Below are 17,727 nucleotides of genomic sequence, written 5' to 3'. Positions count from 1 at the left end.
CATGGCCACATCCGCAAGAACCATTCTCATCACCACGCTTGCCGAATACCAGACCCGGTTCTGGATTCCGGTCGCGCAACGGCTGCGCGCGGCCGGCGATGACGTCGAATTGCTCGCCTTCGACGATCGCAGCGCCGAGATGTCGGCGGCCGAGGGCGTGCCGGTCACGAACATGTACCGCGAGGGCCTCAAGGGCGGCCCCTCGCCCGACGACCGCGGCGCGTTCGACGCACGCGTCGTCGCCTACGGGCTCGACGGGACCAATTTCCTGTTCAGCCATGAGCGCTTCACCTTCGGCATCCGCGACACCGCAGCGCTGCGACGACGGTTCATGATCTACGCCAACGCCATGGAGACGGTGCTCGACCGCCTGGAAAAGCAAGGCAAGCGCCCCGAACTGGTGCAGGAGCTCGGCGGCTTTCTCTCGGTGATCGCGAGCTTCTACGCCGCCAGGCGCCGCAGCATCCGCAACTGGTTCATCGAGCCTTCGTTCTTTCGCGGCCGCATGTACTTCACGCCCGACACTCTCGGCGCGCCCGACGTGATGCCGACGCCGGCGGACGCCGTGTCGCCGGAGGTACGTGCCTATCTCGACGACACGCTGACGCAGCGGGCGATCGTCATCCCCAAGAAGGACCAGCATCATTATTCGGCGGCCTTCAAGAAGGTCGTGAACCTGCGCAACGCCCGCCGCCTCACCGAGAAACTGTGGGACCAGTTCGCGCTCGGCAAACATCAGGAGTTCGGGCACAATCTGCGCCACGCCCGCGTCCACGCGGCGATGGCGCTCAATGCGACGCGTCTGCGCAGGCTCTACAAGCCGATCCCCGAGGTCCCCTTCGTCTACTATCCGTTCCACGTTCCGGCCGACATGGCGCTGACGCTGCGCTCGCCCGACTATCTCGACCAGGTCGCAACCGTCGACTTCCTGCTGCGGACGATCCCGGACTCGCATGTGCTGGTGGTGAAGGAACACCCTGCCCAGATCGGCGCGATCTCGGCCGATCGCCTGTTCGAGCTGGCGCGCCGCTTCGACAATCTCGTGCTGCTGCCGCCGCAGACCAACAATTACACAGTGCTCAACCGCGCCGATGCGGTCATCTCCGTCAACAGCAAGTCCGGCGCCGAGGCCTTGCTGCTCGGCAAGCCGGTCGTGGTGATGGGCGATGCGTTCTACCGCTCCTGCCCGCTGGTCCATGCGGTCGACCGGCTGGCGGACGTGCCCGCGCGGCTGCGCGAGGCGCTCTCCGCCGGGCCGTTCGATCCAGCCAAGGGCGCGCCCTATTTCGAATCGGCCTGGCGCAGATCGTTTCCGGGCGAGCTCTATATCAGCGATCCCGGTCTGCTCGACACGTTTGCGGCCTCCTTGCGCGCCGCGATCGCTGAGCCCGCCCGCGCGAATTGAACGGACCCGTCATGCCGCTCGTCTCGATCATCACCCCATCCTGGAACGTCGAAGGCCTGATCGAGGAGACCATCCGCTCCGTGCAGAGCCAGAGCTTCGCCGATTGGGAGCTCCTGATCGCCGACGACTGCTCGACCGACAGGACACCGCAGATCATCGCTGACATCGGCGAGCGCGATCCGCGCGTCAAGCTGATCCGGCAGGCGAAGAATGGAGGGCCGGCGCTGGCGCGGCAGGCCGCGATCGACCGGGCGCAGGGCCGCTATCTCGCCTTCCTCGACAGCGACGATCTGTGGCTGCCCGAGAAGCTCGAGCGGCAGCTCGCCTTCGCGAAGGCGAAGCGGGCCGCGCTCAGCTACACCGCCTTCCGCCGCATCGACGAGACCAACACGGTCACCGGACGGCTGATCGAGGTGCCGGCCTCGCTCAGCTATGGGCAGCTCCTGAAGAACACCGCGATCGCGACGCTGACCGCGATGGTCGACCGCGAGATCGCCGGCCCCATTGCGATGAAGAACGAGGGCTATGACGATTTCTGCCTGTGGCTCTCGATCCTCGAGCGCGGCCACATCGCCTACGGCCTCAACGAGGATCTCGCGCGCTACCGCGTCAGGGGCTCCTCTGTCTCCAGCCGTCCGGTGCGCTCGGCCAAATGGGTCTGGCAGATCTACCGCAACGTCGAACACCTGTCCCTGCTCCGATCGGCCTGGTGCTTTGCTCATTGGGGCGCGCGGGCCTGGCTGAAGCGGCGGGAGTTCTAGACTGATCGGCCGGGCGTCCGACGCACCCGCCTAAAAAACACGAAAACAACCCCATGCACAGTAGCGGTGTTTAATTACCTCGATCCAAACCCATTTCGCTATTGGCGAGTCCGGCCGTTGCCGATACCACTCAGCCCGCTCCCGCTGCGAACAATCTGGAACCGATCATGCCGTTTGAAAGCTACAAGAACAGCCGCATCCTCGTGACCGGAGGCGCCGGGTTCATCGGATCGCATCTCTGCGAGCGGCTGCTCGATGCGGGTGCCGAAGTGGTGTCCGCGGACAATTATTTCACCGGCAGCCGGCGCAACATTGCCCATCTGATCGCGAATCCGCTGTTCGAGGCTGTCCGGCACGACGTCACCTTCCCGCTCTACATCGAGGTCGACGCGATCTTCAACCTGGCCTGCCCGGCCTCTCCGATCCACTACCAGCGCGATCCCGTGCAGACCACCAAGACCTCGGTGCACGGCGCCATCAACATGCTGGGGCTCGCCAAGCGGCTCAAGGCGCGCATCTTCCAGGCCTCCACCAGCGAGGTCTATGGCGATCCGCTGATCCATCCGCAGACCGAGGACTACTGGGGCAACGTCAACCCGATCGGCATCCGCTCCTGCTACGACGAGGGCAAGCGCTGCGCCGAGACGCTGTTCTTCGACTATTGGCGTCAGCACGGCCTGCCGATCAAGGTCGCGCGCATCTTCAACACTTACGGCCCGCGCATGCAGCCAAATGACGGTCGCGTGGTGTCGTCCTTCATCGTCCAGGCCCTCAAGGGCGAGCCGATCACCGTGTTCGGCGACGGCGGTCAGACCCGTTCGTTCTGCTATGTCGATGACCTCGTCGAAGCCATCCTGCGGTTGATGGTGAGCGCGGAAGACGTCACCGGCCCGATCAATCTCGGCAACAATTCCGAGTTCACCATCCGCGAGCTCGCCGAGAAGGTCATCAAGCTCACCGGCTCACGCTCCAAGCTGGAGTTCAAGCCGCTGCCGCAGGACGATCCGCGCCAGCGCCAGCCCGACCTCACCAAGGCGAAGGCTGTCCTGAACTGGGAGCCGAAGGTCGCGCTCGAGGACGGCCTGAAGGAGACCATCGCCTATTTCAAGCACTCGTTCGAGATCGCCTGATCCGGCTGGACACGATGGCCGCAATGGCGTCAGGCGAGCAGCAAACCGCTGGCGTGCAGGTCGTGGAGAAGGTCAACCGGGCTGACCGGCACGGGAGCATCCTGGTTCGCCGCCGCCTCAGCGGGCACCGACGGCGCGGACGTGACCTCCGCACCAACCCAGCCGGGCATCGGATCAGGCGGCTCCGGCGGGCTGGACAGTGACGTATCATCGAACCTGAACACGAGCGCATCCCCCGCGAGCGGCGCAGCGCCGACGCTGCCGTCGCCATTGAGATCCTGATGGAGGATCGGCTCCAGCGCCTTCAGGGACGGATCGGACCCGAGCACTTCCGGGGCCGCCGCCAGCGTGGTCACGAAGTTGCCGTTGGCGTCCGTGCTCCAGACGGAATAATGGGCGTTCGATGAGCTCTTCCAGACGACGTCGTAGCCGCCGCCCGACACCTGCTCGGCCCCAATGACCGTCCACACCCCCCAATTCGCCGCGATCACCGCAGACCCCGCATATTTCAGCACAGGTCCGGTGCCGGTCGCGATGCTGTTCAGGTGGTAGTTGCCGCCGGACAGGACCACGCTGGTCGATCCGAGCGCCTCGATCGTGGTGCTACTGAGGGCAGGGGCGCCAATCGTGCCGTCGCCGTTGAGATCCTGCTGGAGTGTCGGCTCCAGCGCCTGCAGGGACGGGTCGGTCCCCGGCATTTCGGAGGCCGCGGCGAGCGTGGTCAGGAAGTTGCCGTTGCCGTCCGTGCTCCACACCGAATAATGCTGGGTCGATGAACTCTTCCAGACGACGTCGTAGCCGCCGCCCGACACCTGCTCGGCCCCAATGACCGTCCATACACCCCAATTCGCCGCGACCACCGCAGACCCCGCGTATTTCAGGACAGGTCCGGTGCCGCTCGATATGCTGTTCAGGTGGTAGTTGTCGCCGGATAGGACCACGCTGGTCGACCCGAACGTCTCGATCGTGGTGCCACTGGCGACAGGCACGCCAATCGTGCCGTCGCCGTTGAGATCCTGCTGGAGCGTCGGCTCCAGCGCTTTCAGAGACGGATCGGACCCGAGCACTTCGGAGGCCGCGGCGAGCGTGGTCAGGAAGTTGCCGTTGCTGTCCGTGCTCCACACCGAATAATGCTGGGTCGATGAACTCTTCCAGACGACGTCGTAGCCGCCGCCCGACACCTGCTCGGCGCCAATGACCGTCCACACCCCCCAATTCGCCGCGACCACCGCAGACCCCGCGTATTTCAGGACAGGTCCGGTGCCGCTCGATATGCTGTTCAGGTGGTAGTTGCCGCCGGACAGGACCACGCTGGTCGACCCGAACGTCTCGATCGTGGTGTCACTGACGACAGGCACGCCAATCGTGCCGTCGCCGTTGAGATCCTGCTGGAGCGTCGGTTCCAACGCCTGCAGGGACGCATCGGTCCCCAGCACTTCGGAGGCCGCGGCGAGCGTGGTCAGGAAGTTGCCGTTGCTGTCCGTGCTCCACACCGAATAGTGCTGGTTCGATGAACTCTTCCAGACCACGTCGTAGCCGCCGCCCGACACCTGCTCGGCGCCAATGACCGTCCACACCCCCCAATTCGCCGCGATCACCGCAGATCCCGCATATTTCAGCACAGGTCCGGTGCCGGTCGAGATGCTGTCCAGGTGGTAGTTGCCGCCGGACCGGACCACGCTGGTCGATCCGAACGTCTCGATCACAGTCGTCGTCAGGCTGGCGCTACCGGCCGTGCCATCCCCAAACTGGAAATACTCGACTGCTGCAACGGTATCGGTGCCGTCAGGTGAGCCACTGCGCAGGTCGGTCAGGGTGAAGGTCTGTGCCGCCGCATTGTAAGAAATCGTGTAGCTGGACTGGCTGCCCGAATACACTGCCGTGTCGGTGCCTGAACCGCCATCGATGATATCATTGCCCGCACCGCCGGTGATCGTGTCGTTGCCGCCGCCACCGTTCAACACGTTGGCGATGGCGTTGCCGACGATCGTGTCGTTGCCGGACCCGCCGATGGCGTTGTCGATATAGGAGCGCGCATCGCCGTTGTAGAGATAGGCGTTGTAGACGTTGCCGGACGCGTAATGGCCGTCGCCGAGATAGGCCCGCTGCACCAAGGAGAACAGCGACGAGGCACCGGGATTGAGATTGATGCTCAGGTTCGTCGTGTAGTTCGACAGGTCGTAGGTGTCGACGCCGCCGCCGTCCCAGACGGTCTCGTAAATGCGGTTTGCCGAGCCGCCGGTGCCGCCGCCCGGCGCGAGCTGCCCGACGCCGTCGATGAACTCCTGCCCCGTGTTCGGATCCCAGGTGTAGACGGTGTTGCTGCCCTGGGTCGTGTAGTCCGCGCCGTACATCGTCTGAAGCGCGAGGATATCGTTGGCCATGTAGGTCTGCGGATAGCCGTACGCTTCGTTGGTGTAGCCGGTCGTAGTCGAAGCGCCGACATAGCTGCGATAGCTCATGACGGTATATTCGCTGTCGTCATGCGCGCTCGGCACCGCGACGTTCGCGGGGCCGCCCGTCTCCTGGCTGTGCTTGAGGCCGACGGCATGGCCGAGCTCGTGCAGCGCGGTGGTGAAGTAGTAGTTGCCGAGCTTGGCCAGCGAGAAATTGTATTGAGTGCCGAACCAGATGTCGCCGCCGGACGCATAGTTGCCGGGATAGTAGGCATAGGCAGTCGGATTGGCCGCCGGCGACTGCGCGATCATGATATCGGCGCCGTTCGTGCCTGCGTACTGGATGTCGGCGTTGGTGTAGCTGAGGATCAGTCCGATCGCGTAGTTGATCGCCCCCTGGATTTGGCTGGGCACCGAGGCAAAGCCCGAGGTGGTCGGCTCACTGCTGCCGCCGGTGTACGGATTGGCGTAGTCGCTGGGCGAGTCGGGAAAGCTGTAGGTGATCGCACCCGACCATTTGTAGCCCGACAGCAGGCCGTCGATCTCGGCGTTGTTGGTCTTGGTGACCGTGACAGCGGTGGCCAAAGAGAAACTCCGAAACAGCAGGCCCCGTCGTGTTCGAGGCGTTAACGGATCATTCTAGCTAGAGAGCTGAACGTTTGGTTTAAATTTGGCGAGACCGCCCGGACCTCCGCCATAATGCGCCGTTAGCCATGGAAACCCGTAATCATACGGGCGCGAACGGGGGCTCGCGCCGCCTGTCATTTGCAGGGTTTCATGAGACGACGTTCACTCCCAGCCGGCCTGTTTGGAGCCCTTATGATGCTCGCCGGGCTCGATCACATCACCCTCGGAGGATTGCCCGCCATGGTGGAAAAGGCCAACGCGGATAACAGCGGCAAGGCAGGACGCGCCCCCTCCATGCCAATGGCCCGCGATCCTGCCGTCGCGGTGGCGGAGGAATACGAAGCCGCCCGCAGGAAGGGAACACGGGAAGCGTTCGAGCTCTTCATTGCGAGGCACGGTGATGATCCCCTGGCCGAGCAGGCGCGCGCGGACTTGAAGCGGCTGTCGCGCTGACCCTCTACGCACCGCAGCAAAGCCGCGTCAGGCATGGCGTTTCGGCAGGCGGCATCCGCATCTGACCAGGCTTGCCGCAAGGTCTTTCGGCACTATGGTAGGCGCCGCAATCTGTCCCGGAGCCCTTCAAGATGCCCTTTCCGCATGCCTCGGAAGCCCTGTCGCGTTTCACCGTGCTCGATCTGACCCGCGTCCGCTCCGGGCCCACCTGCGTGCGCCAGCTCGCGGACTGGGGCGCCAACGTCGTCAAGATCGACGCGCTGACCGAGGACGCCGGCGGCGAGCAGCCGGGCGGCCCCCGGCGCGGTTCCGACTTCCAGAATTTGCACCGCAACAAGCGAGCCATGACGCTGAACCTGAAGGACGAGCGCGGGCTCGCCGTGTTCAAGCGCCTCGCCGCCAAAGCCGACGTCGTGGTCGAGAATTTCCGGCCCGACGTGAAGAAGAAGCTCGGCATCGACTATGACAGCCTCGCCGCGATCAACCCGGGGATCGTCTATGGCAGCATCTCCGGCTTCGGCCAGGATGGCCCCTACCACAAGCGGCCGGGCTTCGATCAGATCGCGCAGGGCATGGGCGGGCTGATGTCGATCACCGGGGCGCCGGGCGAAGGCCCGATGCGGGTCGGCATTCCCGTCGCCGACCTCACCGCGGGCCTGTTCTGCGCCATGGGCATCCTCACCGCGCTGCTCGAACGCGAGGTCTCCGGCAAGGGCCAGTGGGTGCAGACCTCGCTGCTCCAGGCCCAGATCTTCATGCTCGACTTCCAGGCCGCGCGCTGGCTGATGGAGAAGGAGGTCGCCAAGCAGGCCGGCAACAACCACCCGACCAGCATCCCGACCGGCGTGTTCAAGACCTCCGACGGCTACATCAACATTGCCACCACGGGGGGGCGGATCTGGGAGCGCTGCGCGCAGGCGATCGGCGCGCCGGAGCTGTACGGCCATCCCGACTACGCGACAGCCCCGGACCGCTCCAAGAACCGCGACGCGCTCAACGCCGAGATCGAAAAGCGCACGGTGACGAAGTCGACCGAGACCTGGGTTCGCGAGCTCAACGAGGCCGGCGTGCCCTGCGGTCCGATCTATGCCATCGACCAGATGTTCGACGACGCGCAGGTCAGGCATCTCGGCATTGCGCAGGACGTGCCCAACGACGAGGGCCGCCATATCCGCCTGGTCGGTCAGCCCGTGACGCTGTCGCGCACGCCGAGCAGGATGGTGGCGCGGCCGCCGGAATTCGGCGAGCAGACCGACGAGGTGCTGAAGGAGTTCGGCTTCGGCGCGGACGAGATCGCAAGGCTCAGGGACGCCAAGGTGGTGTGAACCTCACGCCTACCGTCTCCAATGACAAAGCCCGGCGCGAGCCGGGCCATGCTTCCTGCTGGACGCCTCTGTAGAGATATTCGGGCTTCGCGCTCCAGCTCTGGGGATCTTGCCGTCCGGCGCCCGCTCATTGCGGGGTCGCCCTGGCCCGCTGCGTCCATCCGACGCGACCGAGCAGGCCGTCGATGACCGGCCAGAACAGCAGCACAATCGCCAGCGTCGTGATCGAGCCGACCAGGCCGTTCGACCAGAACACCTTCAAGGTTCCGCCCGAGCCGATCATCGACAGGCGGAAGGCATCCTCGGCGCGGTTGCCGAGCACGAGCGCGAGGGTGAACGGCGCCAGTGGAATGCCGATCTTCTTGAAGACGTAGCCGACTACGCCGAAGCCGAGCATCAGCCAGATGTCGAACATCGCGTTCTGGATCGCATAGGCGCCGATCGCGCAGGACACCACGATCATCGGCGCCACCGCGGCAAACGGCACGCGCAGGATCGAAGCGAAGATCGGCACGGTCGTCAGCACCAGCACGAGGCCGACGACATTGCCGAGATACATCGAGGCGATCAGGCCCCAGACGAAATCCTTGTGCTCGACGAACAGCAGCGGCCCCGGATTGAGCCCCCACACCATCAGGCCGCCGAGCAGGATCGCCGCGGTGCCGGAGCCGGGAATGCCGAGCGCCAGCATCGGCAGCAGCGCCGAGGTGCCGGAGGCATGCGCCGCCGTCTCCGGCGCGAACACGCCCTCGATGCGGCCCTTGCCGAAACTTTCAGGCTGCTTGGCGAAGCGCTTGGCGAGGTTGTAGCCCATGAAGGACGCCGCGATCGCGCCGCCGGGGGTGATGCCGAGCCAACAGCCGATGAAGGAGGAGCGCAGCAGCGTCACCCAGTATTTCGGCAGGTCCTTCCAGACGCCGAGCACGACGCGGAGCGAAATGCCCGCGGCATGTCCTCGCAGCGCCAGCCGCTCCTCCATCGTCAGCAGGATCTCGCTGATGCCGAACAGGCCGATGACGGCGACCAGGAAGTTGATGCCGCGGAGCAATTCCGGCGAACCGAAGGTCATGCGGAGGCTGCCGGAGACGGTATCCATGCCGATGCCGGCGAGCAGCAGCCCCAGCGACATCGAGATGACCGTCTTGTGCTTGGCTTCGCGCCCGAGGCCGACGAAGGAGCAGAAGGTCAGCAGGTAGACCGCGAAGAACTCCGGCGGGCCGAACTTCAGCGCAAAGGACGAGATCATCGGCGCAAGGAACGTGATCAGCAGCACCGCGACCAGCGAGCCGACGAAGGAAGAGGTGAACGCCGCAGTCAGCGCCTCCGCCGCCCTGCCCTGCTGCGCCATCGGATAGCCGTCGAACGTGGTCGCGACCGACCAGGCTTCGCCCGGGATGTTGAACAGGATCGAGGTGATGGCGCCGCCGAACAGCGCGCCCCAGTAGATGCAGGACAGCATCACGATCGCCGAGGTCGGGTCCATCGTGAAGGTGAGCGGCAACAGGATCGCGACGCCATTGGGGCCGCCGAGCCCGGGCAGCACGCCGACGAAGATGCCGAGCACCAGCCCGACCATCATCAGCACGAGCGTCTTCCAGGTCAGCAGGACGGCAAAGCCGTGGAGCAGGAGACCGAGAGCTTCCATCGCGCCGCCCGCCTAGCGGCCGAGAGCCGCTTCGAGCGGCCCCTTCGGCATGATGACGTCGAAGGCGATGTCGAAGGTGACGAACATGATCGCCGTGAACACGAAAGCGGTGAGCAGCGACTTCCACAGCGCGATCTTGCCGACGAGCCGCATGAAGCCCGCGATCAGGAGGAAGCTCGCGACATAGAGGCCGAGGAACTGCGTCACCAGGCAGAACAGCAGCGTCGGCACGAACACCGCCATCACGCGGCGACCCTGCGCGCGCGTGACGAAGGTCTCGCGCGCCGCGCGATGCGCGACGAGCGCCACGATCAGGCCGTAGAGGCTGCCGCCGCCGAGAATGATGGAGAGGTAGAACGGGAAATAGCCGGGTTCGGGCCCGGTCGCATCCCAGGACGCGCCGGTGCGCCAATTGTCGTAGCCGAGCGTGACGGCAAGGGCCAGCAGCAGGAGGCAGACGACGACCTCGATCGTGCCGGAAGACACGACAGAGGGGGAGTCGTCCTCAGGCGCGGTCGGATCGTCGACGACGATTTCAAGATCGGTCTGGGACATGAGCGAGCAACAAATGCTGTGGCCAATCCCCTCTCCCCGCAAGCGGGGAGAGGCGAAAGGGCTACTTCGCGACGAAACCGGCTTCCGACATCAGCGACTTGTTCAGCGCATCGTCCTCCTCGAGGAACTGCACCATGTCCTTGCCGGTGAGGAAGATCGGCTTCAGCGCCTGCTTCTCCATGTACTCCTTGTATTCCGCGGTCTGCGTCACCTTGTGGAACAGATCGACATAGAACGCCTGCTGCTCCGGCGTGACCTTGCCGGGCAGGAACATCGCGCGCAGCATCAGATACTGCACGTCGACGCCCTCCTCCTTGCAGGTCGGGATGTCGGCCCAGGACTGGGTGTCCGTCACCTTGCCGGCGTAGGAGATGCGCTCCTTGTCGAACACGCAGAGCGGACGCACCTGGCCCGCGCGCCAGACTTCGAGATTTTCTGAGGGATTGTTGACGTTGGCTTCGGTGTGGTTGCCGACCAGCTGGGTCGCGGCCTCGCCGCCGGACTTGTAGGGCAGATAGGAGAATTTCGCGCCGGTCTTCTGCTCGAGGAACACCGTGAGCACGTGGTCCTCGCGCTTGGAGCCGGTCCCGCCCATCTTGAACGGCGAGCTCGCGGCCTTCGCGGCTGCGACGAAATCCTTCACCGTCTTGGGACCTGCGCTGTTGTCCCAGAGAACAAACTGGTCGAGCGCGACCACGGAGACCGGGGTCAGCTCACGCCAGTTGAACGGGATCTTCGCCGACAGCGGCAGCATGTAGATCAGCGAATAGGCGATCAGCACCTTGTTCGGGTCGCCCTCGCTGGACTTCATGTACATCAGCGCTTCCGCGCCCGAGGCGCCGCCCTTGAGCGAGACGACCATCGGCTGCTTCATCAGATTGTTCTTCTGGATCGCGGCCTGCATCATCCGCGCCATCTGGTCGGAGGCGCCACCCGCGCCCGCCGCAACCACGATCTCGACCGGCTTCGCCGGTTCCCAGCCGGCGAAGGCCGGCGTGCTCAACAACAGCGCCGTCGCCGCGCCGACGGCTTTCACTGGAATTCGCACGAGTTTCGTCCCCCGATGTTTTTTTGGCTTTGTAGTGCGGAAAATTCTATCCCTGCATTGTGCGGACTAATACTGACGAGTTCAAGCCGGCCGGCAATTCAACGCATATGACTTTCGACTGACGATGCCGAAAGCTCCTGGCGCTTTACCTGCCCTTCCAGACGGGCGCCCGCTTGTTGAGGAAGGCGTCCATGCCCTCGCGGAAATCCTCGCTCATATAGGCCTTGAGGATCAGGTCCTCGCCCTCCTCGCGCGATAGCGTGCGGCGGATGCGGCGCACCGCTTCCTTGGTCGCTTCCAGCGTCAGCGGCGCGTGGCTGGCGACGAGCTTCGCGGTCTCGTCGGCGCGGCGTTGCAGCGTCTCCACGTCGGGCACGACCTCGTTGAGCAGGCCGAGCGCCAACGCTTCCTGCGCCTCGACGAGGCGCGCCTTGAAGATCATGTCCTTGGTGCGGGCGGGACCAACCAGCGCGACGACGCGGCTGATGTTGGACATCGACAGGCAGTTGCCGAGCGTGCGCGCGATCGGGAAGCCCATCCGCGTCGTCTCGGTGCCGATGCGGAGGTCGCAGCAGGCCGCGATGCCGGCGCCGCCGCCGGTACAGGCGCCCGCGATCGCCGCGATCACGGGCACGCGGCACTGCTCGAGCGTGCCGAGCACGCGGTCGATGCGGGCCTCGTAGTCGAGCGCGTCCTGCGCGGTCTTGAACGCGCGGAACTGCGAGATGTCGGTGCCGGAGGCGAACGCCTTGTCGCCGGCGCCGGTCAGGATCAGCGCCTTGATCGAGCGATCGGCGTTGATCTCCTGGCAGATCTCCGCCATGCGGTCATACATGGCGAAGGTCATCGCGTTGCGCGCCTGCGGGCGGTTGAAGGTGATCCGCGCGATGCCGTCCTGGACGGAGTAGAGCAGGTCTTCGTTTGCGGTCGTCGGTGCGTTCATCGCGCAATCTCTTTCTTCAAGTTGGATGGATCAAGCCACCTGGGCCTTGGCCATCGGCATTACGTCGCGTCCCTTCAGGACGTCCATGGCCGCCAACACGCCACCGCTCCTGTGCGGGATCTTTGCAAGATCCAGGCCCATCTCGACGCCGGCGAGCGTGCCCATCAGCATCAGATCGTTGAAATGGCCGATATGGCCGATGCGGAACACCTTGCCCTTGACCTTGTTCAGGCCGGTGCCGAGCGACATGTCGAAATTTTCCAGCACGACCTTGCGGAAGGCGTCGGCGTCGTGTCCCTCCGGCACGCGCACGCCGGTCAGCGCCGGCGAATGCGCGGCGGGATCGGCGCATTGCGTCTCCAGGCCCCAGACCTTGACCGCGGCGCGCGTCGCCGCGCTGTGGCGCTTGTGGCGGGACCAGACATTCTCCAGCCCCTCCTCTTCCAGCATCTTGACCGCTTCGCGCAGGCCGTAGAGCAGGTTGGTCGCGGGCGTATAGGGGAAGGTGCCGAGCTTGTTGAAGTTGATGACTTCCTGCCAGTCCCAGTAGGAGCGCATGCCGGGGTTGGCCTTGGCAACGGCGAGCGCCTTTTCCGAGACCGCGTTGAAGCCAAGGCCGGGCGGCAGCATCAGGCCCTTCTGCGAGCCCGCGACCGAGACGTCGATGCCCCAGGAATCGTGCTCATATTCCATCGAGCCGAGGCCGGAGATGGTGTCGACCATCAGCAGCGCCGGATGCTTCGTGCGGTCGAGAATCTTGCGCACTTCCGCGGGCGGCGTCACGCAGCCGGTCGAGGTCTCGTTGTGGACGACGCAGACCGCCTTGATCGCGTGCTGCTTGTCCGCGGCAAGGCGCTTCTCGATCTCGGCGAGATCGGCGCCATGGCGCCAGTCGCTCGGGATGAAGTCGACGTCGAGCTTGAACTTGTCGGCGATGCCGCGCCAAAGCACGGCGAACTGGCCGGTCTCGCACATCAAAACCTTGTCGCCGGGCGCAAACACATTGACCATCGCCGCTTCCCAGGCGCCGGTGCCCGACGAGGGGAAGATGATCACGGGCTGCTTGGTGCGGAACACTCGCTGCATCGCGGCGAGAACCGCGAAACCGAGCTCGGCGAACTCCGGACCGCGATGGTCCAGCGTCGGCATGTCCATCGCCCGCAGCACCCGGTCGGGCACGTTGGTCGGTCCTGGAATCTGTAGGAAATGCCTTCCAGTATGCACGGTCATCGGCGTCCCTCCCGGTCGTTGAGGCTGTCTTGGCTCCGGCGTCCATCGGCCCGCATTGAGGGCTCCGGCGAGCCGCTCGCATATCACTATTCGCCGGGCTTGTCCCTCGCCCGGCGGGCTCCGTCAATGCGCAGGAAGCAGGGCTCGCTTGCCAAGGGCCGTGACGGGAGGCAAGACGGTGCCGGCGAACAGGCGAGAGCGGACCATGGCGGCGGAAGTGGCTGGAAAATCACCGGAATCGGTTCAAAAGGACGGTCTTGCCGCGCGTCTGGCCCGGGAGATCACCGGCGACGTCCTGTTCGACCGCTTCAGCCGCGCCCGCTATGCCACCGACGCCTCGTTCTACCAGATCGTGCCGGCCGGCGTGGTGGTGCCGCGCAGCATGGACGAGGCGCTGCGGGCACTGGCGATCGCCCGCGACGAGGGGCTGAAGGTCACCCCGCGCGGCGGCGGCACCTCACAATGCGGCCAGACCGTCAATGACGGCCTGGTGATCGATCTCTCCAGGCATCTCAACCGAATCCTGTCGCTCGACGTCGAAGGCCGCACCTGCGTGGTCGAGCCCGGCATCGTGCTCGACGACCTCAACCGCCAGCTGAAGAAGCACGGCCTGTGGTTTCCGGTCGACGTCTCCACGGCCTCGCGCGCCACCATCGGCGGCATGGCCGGCAACAATTCCTGCGGCGGCCGCAGCCTGCGCTACGGCACCATGCGCGACAACACGCTGTCGATGGAGGCCGCGCTCGCGGACGGCACGCTCAGCCGCTTCGGCGAGGTCTCGCGCGACCTGTCCGATCTCAAAGCCGGCGACGGCACCCGCGCCCTGTTCCGCGACATGCTCGATCTCGGTGCGCGCGAGGCCGACGAAATCGCGGCGCGCTTTCCAAAGGTGCAGCGCCGGGTCGGCGGCTACAATCTCGATGCGCTGGTGCCCCGCAATGCGCCGAACAACATGGCGCATCTCCTGGTCGGCTCGGAAGGCACGCTGGCCTTCACCACCAAGGTCGAGCTGAAGCTGTGGCCTGTGATCCGCAACAAGGCGCTTGGGGTCTGCCATTTCGGCAGCTTCTACGAGGCGATGGACGCGGCCCAGCATCTGGTGAAACTCAAGCCGATCGCGGTCGAGCTGGTCGACCGCACCATGATCGCGCTCGGCCGCGACATCGCGATGTTCGCACCCGTCATCTCCGCAGCGATCAAAGGCGATCCGGATGCCGTGCTGGTGGTCGAATTCGCTGAAGAAGACCAGGCGGACAATCTGTTGCGTCTCAAGCAGCTCGGCGAGCTGATGGGCGATCTCGGCTTCGGCTGGAGCAACGACACGCGCAAATGGGGCGGCGTCGTCGAGATCACCGAGCCGGCGCTGCAGGGCGGCATCGCCGATTTCCGCGCCGCCGGTCTCAACGTCATGATGTCGATGAAGCAGGAGGGCAAGCCGGTCTCCTTCGTCGAGGATTGCGCCGTACCGCTGCCGCACCTCGCCGACTACACCGCGCGGCTGAACGAAGTGTTCGCCAGGCACGGCACCAGCGGCACCATGTATGCGCATGCCTCCGAGGGCTGCCTGCACGTGCGGCCCGTCCTGAACCTGAAGCTGGAGAAGGACGTCAAGGCGATGCGCGCCATCGCCGAGGAAGCCTTTGCGCTGGTGCGCGAATACAAGGGCTCGCATTCCGGCGAGCATGGCGACGGCCTGGTGCGCTCGGAATTCCACGAGAGCATGTTCGGCGCGCGTCTCGTCGCCGACTTCAAGGAAGTCAAGCAGCGCTTCGATCCCGACGGCGTGCTCAATCCCGGCAAGATCGTCGACGCGCCGAGGATGGACGACCGCTCGCTGTTCCGCTACCGGCCCGACTATCGCGTCGGCGAGCTGAAGACCAGGCTCGACTGGTCGGCTTATCCCGGTGCCGGCGGCGGCTTCCAGGGCGCGGTCGAGATGTGCAACAACAACGGCGCCTGCCGCAAGCTCGAAGGCGGCGTGATGTGCCCGTCCTACCGCGCCACGCGCAACGAGAAGGATGTCACGCGAGGCCGTGCCAACACCTTGCGCCTCGCGATCTCCGGCCAGCTCGGCCCCGATGCGCTTTCTTCGGACGAGATGATGGAGACCTTGAAACTCTGCGTCTCCTGCAAGGCCTGCCGCCACGAATGCCCGACCGGTGTCGACATGGCCAGGATGAAGATCGAGGTTCTGGCCGCGCGCGCCGCCACCCACGGCCTGACATTGCGTGACCGGCTGGTCGGCTACCTCCCGCGCTACGCCGGCCTCGCCTCACGCCTCGCGCCGCTGGCGAATTTGCGCAACCGCAGCCCGTTTCTGCGAAAGCTGTTCGAGCGCTTCGCCGGCATCAGCGCGCGCCGCGCCCTTCCCGCCTTCCGCCGCGACGTGTTCGTGCCGCCGGCCGCCAGCGTCGGCCCGGAGAGCGGCCGCGAGGTCGTGTTGTTCACTGATACCTTCAATCGCATCTATGAGCGCGAGAACCTCGAGGCCGCGCTGCGCGTGCTCGCGGCCGGCGGCTATCGCGTGCATCTGCCGAAGCCCGCGAGCGGCAGCCGCCCGCTCTGCTGCGGCCGCACCTTCCTCTCCGCCGGCCTCGTTGATGAGGCGAGGACCGAGCTCGACCGGCTGGTGGCTGCCTTCGCCCCGTTCGCCGCGCGCGGCGTGCCGATCATCGGCCTCGAGCCGAGCTGCCTGCTGACGCTGCGCGACGAACTTTCATCGCTGCGCAAGGACGACGACGCCAGGGCGGTCGGCGCGCACGCGCTGACCTTCGAGGAATTTCTGGTGCGCGAAGCGGAAGCCGGCCGGCTGCAACTGCCGCTCGGCAGCGTTGCCGACAAAGCCGTGGTGCATGGCCACTGCCACCAAAAGTCCTTCGGCGCCTTCAAGCCGGTCGAGCAGGTGCTGCGGCTCGTCCCGGGCCTCGCGGTCGAGACCATCGAATCGAGCTGCTGCGGCATGGCCGGCGCGTTCGGTTATGGAGCGGACACCTATGACGCCTCGATCGAGATGGCCGAGCTGTCGCTGCTGCCCGCCGTGCGGCGCGAGGACCAGGATACGCTTGTCGTCGCCGACGGCACCTCCTGCCGGCACCAGATCCACGACGGGGCGCAACGCGAGGCGCTTCACGTCGCGCGCGTGCTGGCGATGAGCCTCGATCGCGCTGAAACCAACTCCACTCCCGTTGCAAAGGAACCCAGCCATGGCTGAACTGACTCTCGACGTTGCCCGCAAGATCCTCGACGCCGCCTTCGCGAAGGCCGGCGAGCTGAAGCTGAAGCCGCTGGTCGTCACCATCCTGGACGCGCGCGGCGTGCTCAAGCTCGCCGCCGCGCAGGACGGCACCAGCCTGATGCGCGCCGAGATCGCGCACGGCAAGGCCTATGGCGCCCTCGCGATGGGCATGGGCTCGCGCGCCCTGTTCCAGCGCGCGCAGGAGCAGGCCTATTTCATCGACGCCGTGAACACGATCGCAAAAGGCGCGCTGGTGCCGGTCCCCGGCGGCGTGCTGATCATGGACGGCGCGACGCTGCTCGGTGCGGTCGGCGTCTCCGGCGACACCTCGGACAATGACGAAGCCTGTGCGGTCGCCGGCATCCAGGCGGCGGGGCTGAAGGCCAACGCGGGCTGAGACGCCGTGATGCCGTAGGGTGGGTTAGCCTTGCGGACCCGCAAAGCGCGGTCGCAGGGCGTAACCCACCTCTTCTGCCTCCACGGACGCGAAAGTGGTGGGTTACGCTGACGCTAACCCACCCTACGCTCCCACGCCACCTACAAGCTCTTGCGCCGCCCGACGGGCAAAACACGCTAGTCCTCGGTCAACCGCCGCTCGCGGAAATATTCGTCTTTACAGAATTTACGATTTCCCGCATCATGCCGCCATCCTGATCCACGAAAGGGGCGGTCGTACGTCGTCACGAACCGCGGATCAGGCTGCGGTGGACGCGAGCGGCGTCGATGCGGAATGTGGCGTGCAGGGCGGGATACCCCCGTGAGCGCGCGACCGGCCGCACACGACGGATGGCGCCGAAGGCGTACGGCGAAAGCGCGTGGTTCTGGCCGTCGTTGCTACGGTCAAGCCTTTGCGAAGGCAATGTCGCTCCAACCGGAGCGGCGTCCGTGAATGTCGCAGAGGTGACGGAGGCAAGAAGGACATTCGTCTCCGGGGAGAGCGCGTATAAGCCGTCAAAACACTGCGCAGGGAAGGC

13 protein-coding genes are annotated in these 17,727 nt (G+C 65.6%); 7 read left to right on the top strand and 6 right to left on the bottom strand.

Translation table 11 applies throughout. The features are described 5' to 3' along the window. Position 1: 1 nt before the first annotated feature. The 3 genes from XH87_RS04055 to XH87_RS04045 all read left to right on the top strand — a co-directional run bounded on the left by XH87_RS04055 (position 2) and on the right by XH87_RS04045 (position 3,296). Entirely contained in the window at positions 2-1,405 is a 1,404-nt protein-coding gene (locus XH87_RS04055; RefSeq protein WP_271586250.1) for a capsular polysaccharide export protein, LipB/KpsS family, read from the top strand. 11 nt (positions 1,406-1,416) lie between these two features. Next, complete coding sequence (locus XH87_RS04050) at positions 1,417-2,166, top strand: glycosyltransferase family 2 protein (RefSeq protein ID WP_271586249.1); 750 nt, start codon at positions 1,417-1,419, stop codon at positions 2,164-2,166. 167 nt (positions 2,167-2,333) lie between these two features. Then, positions 2,334-3,296 carry a UDP-glucuronic acid decarboxylase family protein gene (locus tag XH87_RS04045; RefSeq protein WP_158667592.1) on the top strand — a complete coding sequence of 321 codons (963 nt, stop codon included), beginning with the start codon at positions 2,334-2,336 and terminating at the stop codon, positions 3,294-3,296. 29 nt (positions 3,297-3,325) lie between these two features. On the opposite strand, the gene XH87_RS04040 is transcribed toward XH87_RS04045, so the two are convergent. Further along, positions 3,326-6,277 carry a M10 family metallopeptidase C-terminal domain-containing protein gene (locus XH87_RS04040; RefSeq protein WP_271586248.1) on the bottom strand — a complete coding sequence of 984 codons (2,952 nt, stop codon included), beginning with the start codon at positions 6,275-6,277 and terminating at the stop codon, positions 3,326-3,328. Between the two features lie 192 nt (positions 6,278-6,469). On the opposite strand from XH87_RS04040, the gene XH87_RS04035 reads away from it, so the two are divergent. Continuing rightward, the gene (locus XH87_RS04035; protein WP_035716611.1) at positions 6,470-6,772 is read left to right on the top strand and encodes a hypothetical protein; all 303 of its coding nucleotides are present in this window, start codon (positions 6,470-6,472) and stop codon (positions 6,770-6,772) included. Between the two features lie 131 nt (positions 6,773-6,903). Further along, a complete protein-coding gene (locus XH87_RS04030) occupies positions 6,904-8,097 on the top strand; it encodes a CaiB/BaiF CoA transferase family protein (RefSeq protein WP_271586247.1) in 1,194 nt (397 codons plus the stop codon). 127 nt (positions 8,098-8,224) lie between these two features. On the opposite strand, the gene XH87_RS04025 is transcribed toward XH87_RS04030, so the two are convergent. The 5 genes from XH87_RS04025 to XH87_RS04005 form a co-directional block, all read right to left on the bottom strand. Further along, complete coding sequence (locus XH87_RS04025) at positions 8,225-9,742, bottom strand: tripartite tricarboxylate transporter permease (RefSeq protein WP_271586246.1); 1,518 nt, start codon at positions 9,740-9,742, stop codon at positions 8,225-8,227. A 12-nt stretch (positions 9,743-9,754) separates the two neighbouring features. Next, positions 9,755-10,297, bottom strand: a complete 543-nt coding sequence (locus XH87_RS04020; RefSeq protein WP_035716616.1) for a tripartite tricarboxylate transporter TctB family protein — start codon at positions 10,295-10,297, stop codon at positions 9,755-9,757. Positions 10,298-10,358: 61 nt separating this feature from the next. Further along, complete coding sequence (locus XH87_RS04015) at positions 10,359-11,345, bottom strand: Bug family tripartite tricarboxylate transporter substrate binding protein (RefSeq protein WP_271586245.1); 987 nt, start codon at positions 11,343-11,345, stop codon at positions 10,359-10,361. 145 nt (positions 11,346-11,490) lie between these two features. Continuing rightward, the gene (locus tag XH87_RS04010; protein WP_035716622.1) at positions 11,491-12,288 is read right to left on the bottom strand and encodes an enoyl-CoA hydratase/isomerase family protein; all 798 of its coding nucleotides are present in this window, start codon (positions 12,286-12,288) and stop codon (positions 11,491-11,493) included. Between the two features lie 30 nt (positions 12,289-12,318). Next, on the bottom strand, positions 12,319-13,518 hold the full coding sequence (locus XH87_RS04005) for a pyridoxal-phosphate-dependent aminotransferase family protein (RefSeq protein WP_271586244.1): 1,200 nt from the start codon (positions 13,516-13,518) through the stop codon (positions 12,319-12,321). A 205-nt stretch (positions 13,519-13,723) separates the two neighbouring features. On the opposite strand from XH87_RS04005, the gene XH87_RS04000 reads away from it, so the two are divergent. Continuing rightward, the gene (locus tag XH87_RS04000) at positions 13,724-16,729 is read left to right on the top strand and encodes an FAD-binding and (Fe-S)-binding domain-containing protein (RefSeq protein WP_271586243.1); all 3,006 of its coding nucleotides are present in this window, start codon (positions 13,724-13,726) and stop codon (positions 16,727-16,729) included. Further along, positions 16,722-17,150 (top strand): GlcG/HbpS family heme-binding protein, encoded by a 429-nt coding sequence (locus XH87_RS03995; RefSeq protein WP_035716630.1) that lies wholly within the window; start codon positions 16,722-16,724, stop codon positions 17,148-17,150. Before XH87_RS04000 ends, XH87_RS03995 begins: the two co-directional genes overlap by 8 nt. Positions 17,151-17,727 lie beyond the last annotated feature (577 nt).

This window comes from Bradyrhizobium sp. CCBAU 53415 (assembly GCF_028128735.1).
GTDB lineage: Bacteria > Pseudomonadota > Alphaproteobacteria > Rhizobiales > Xanthobacteraceae > Bradyrhizobium.
This window is presented reverse-complemented; position numbering and strand designations above follow the sequence as displayed.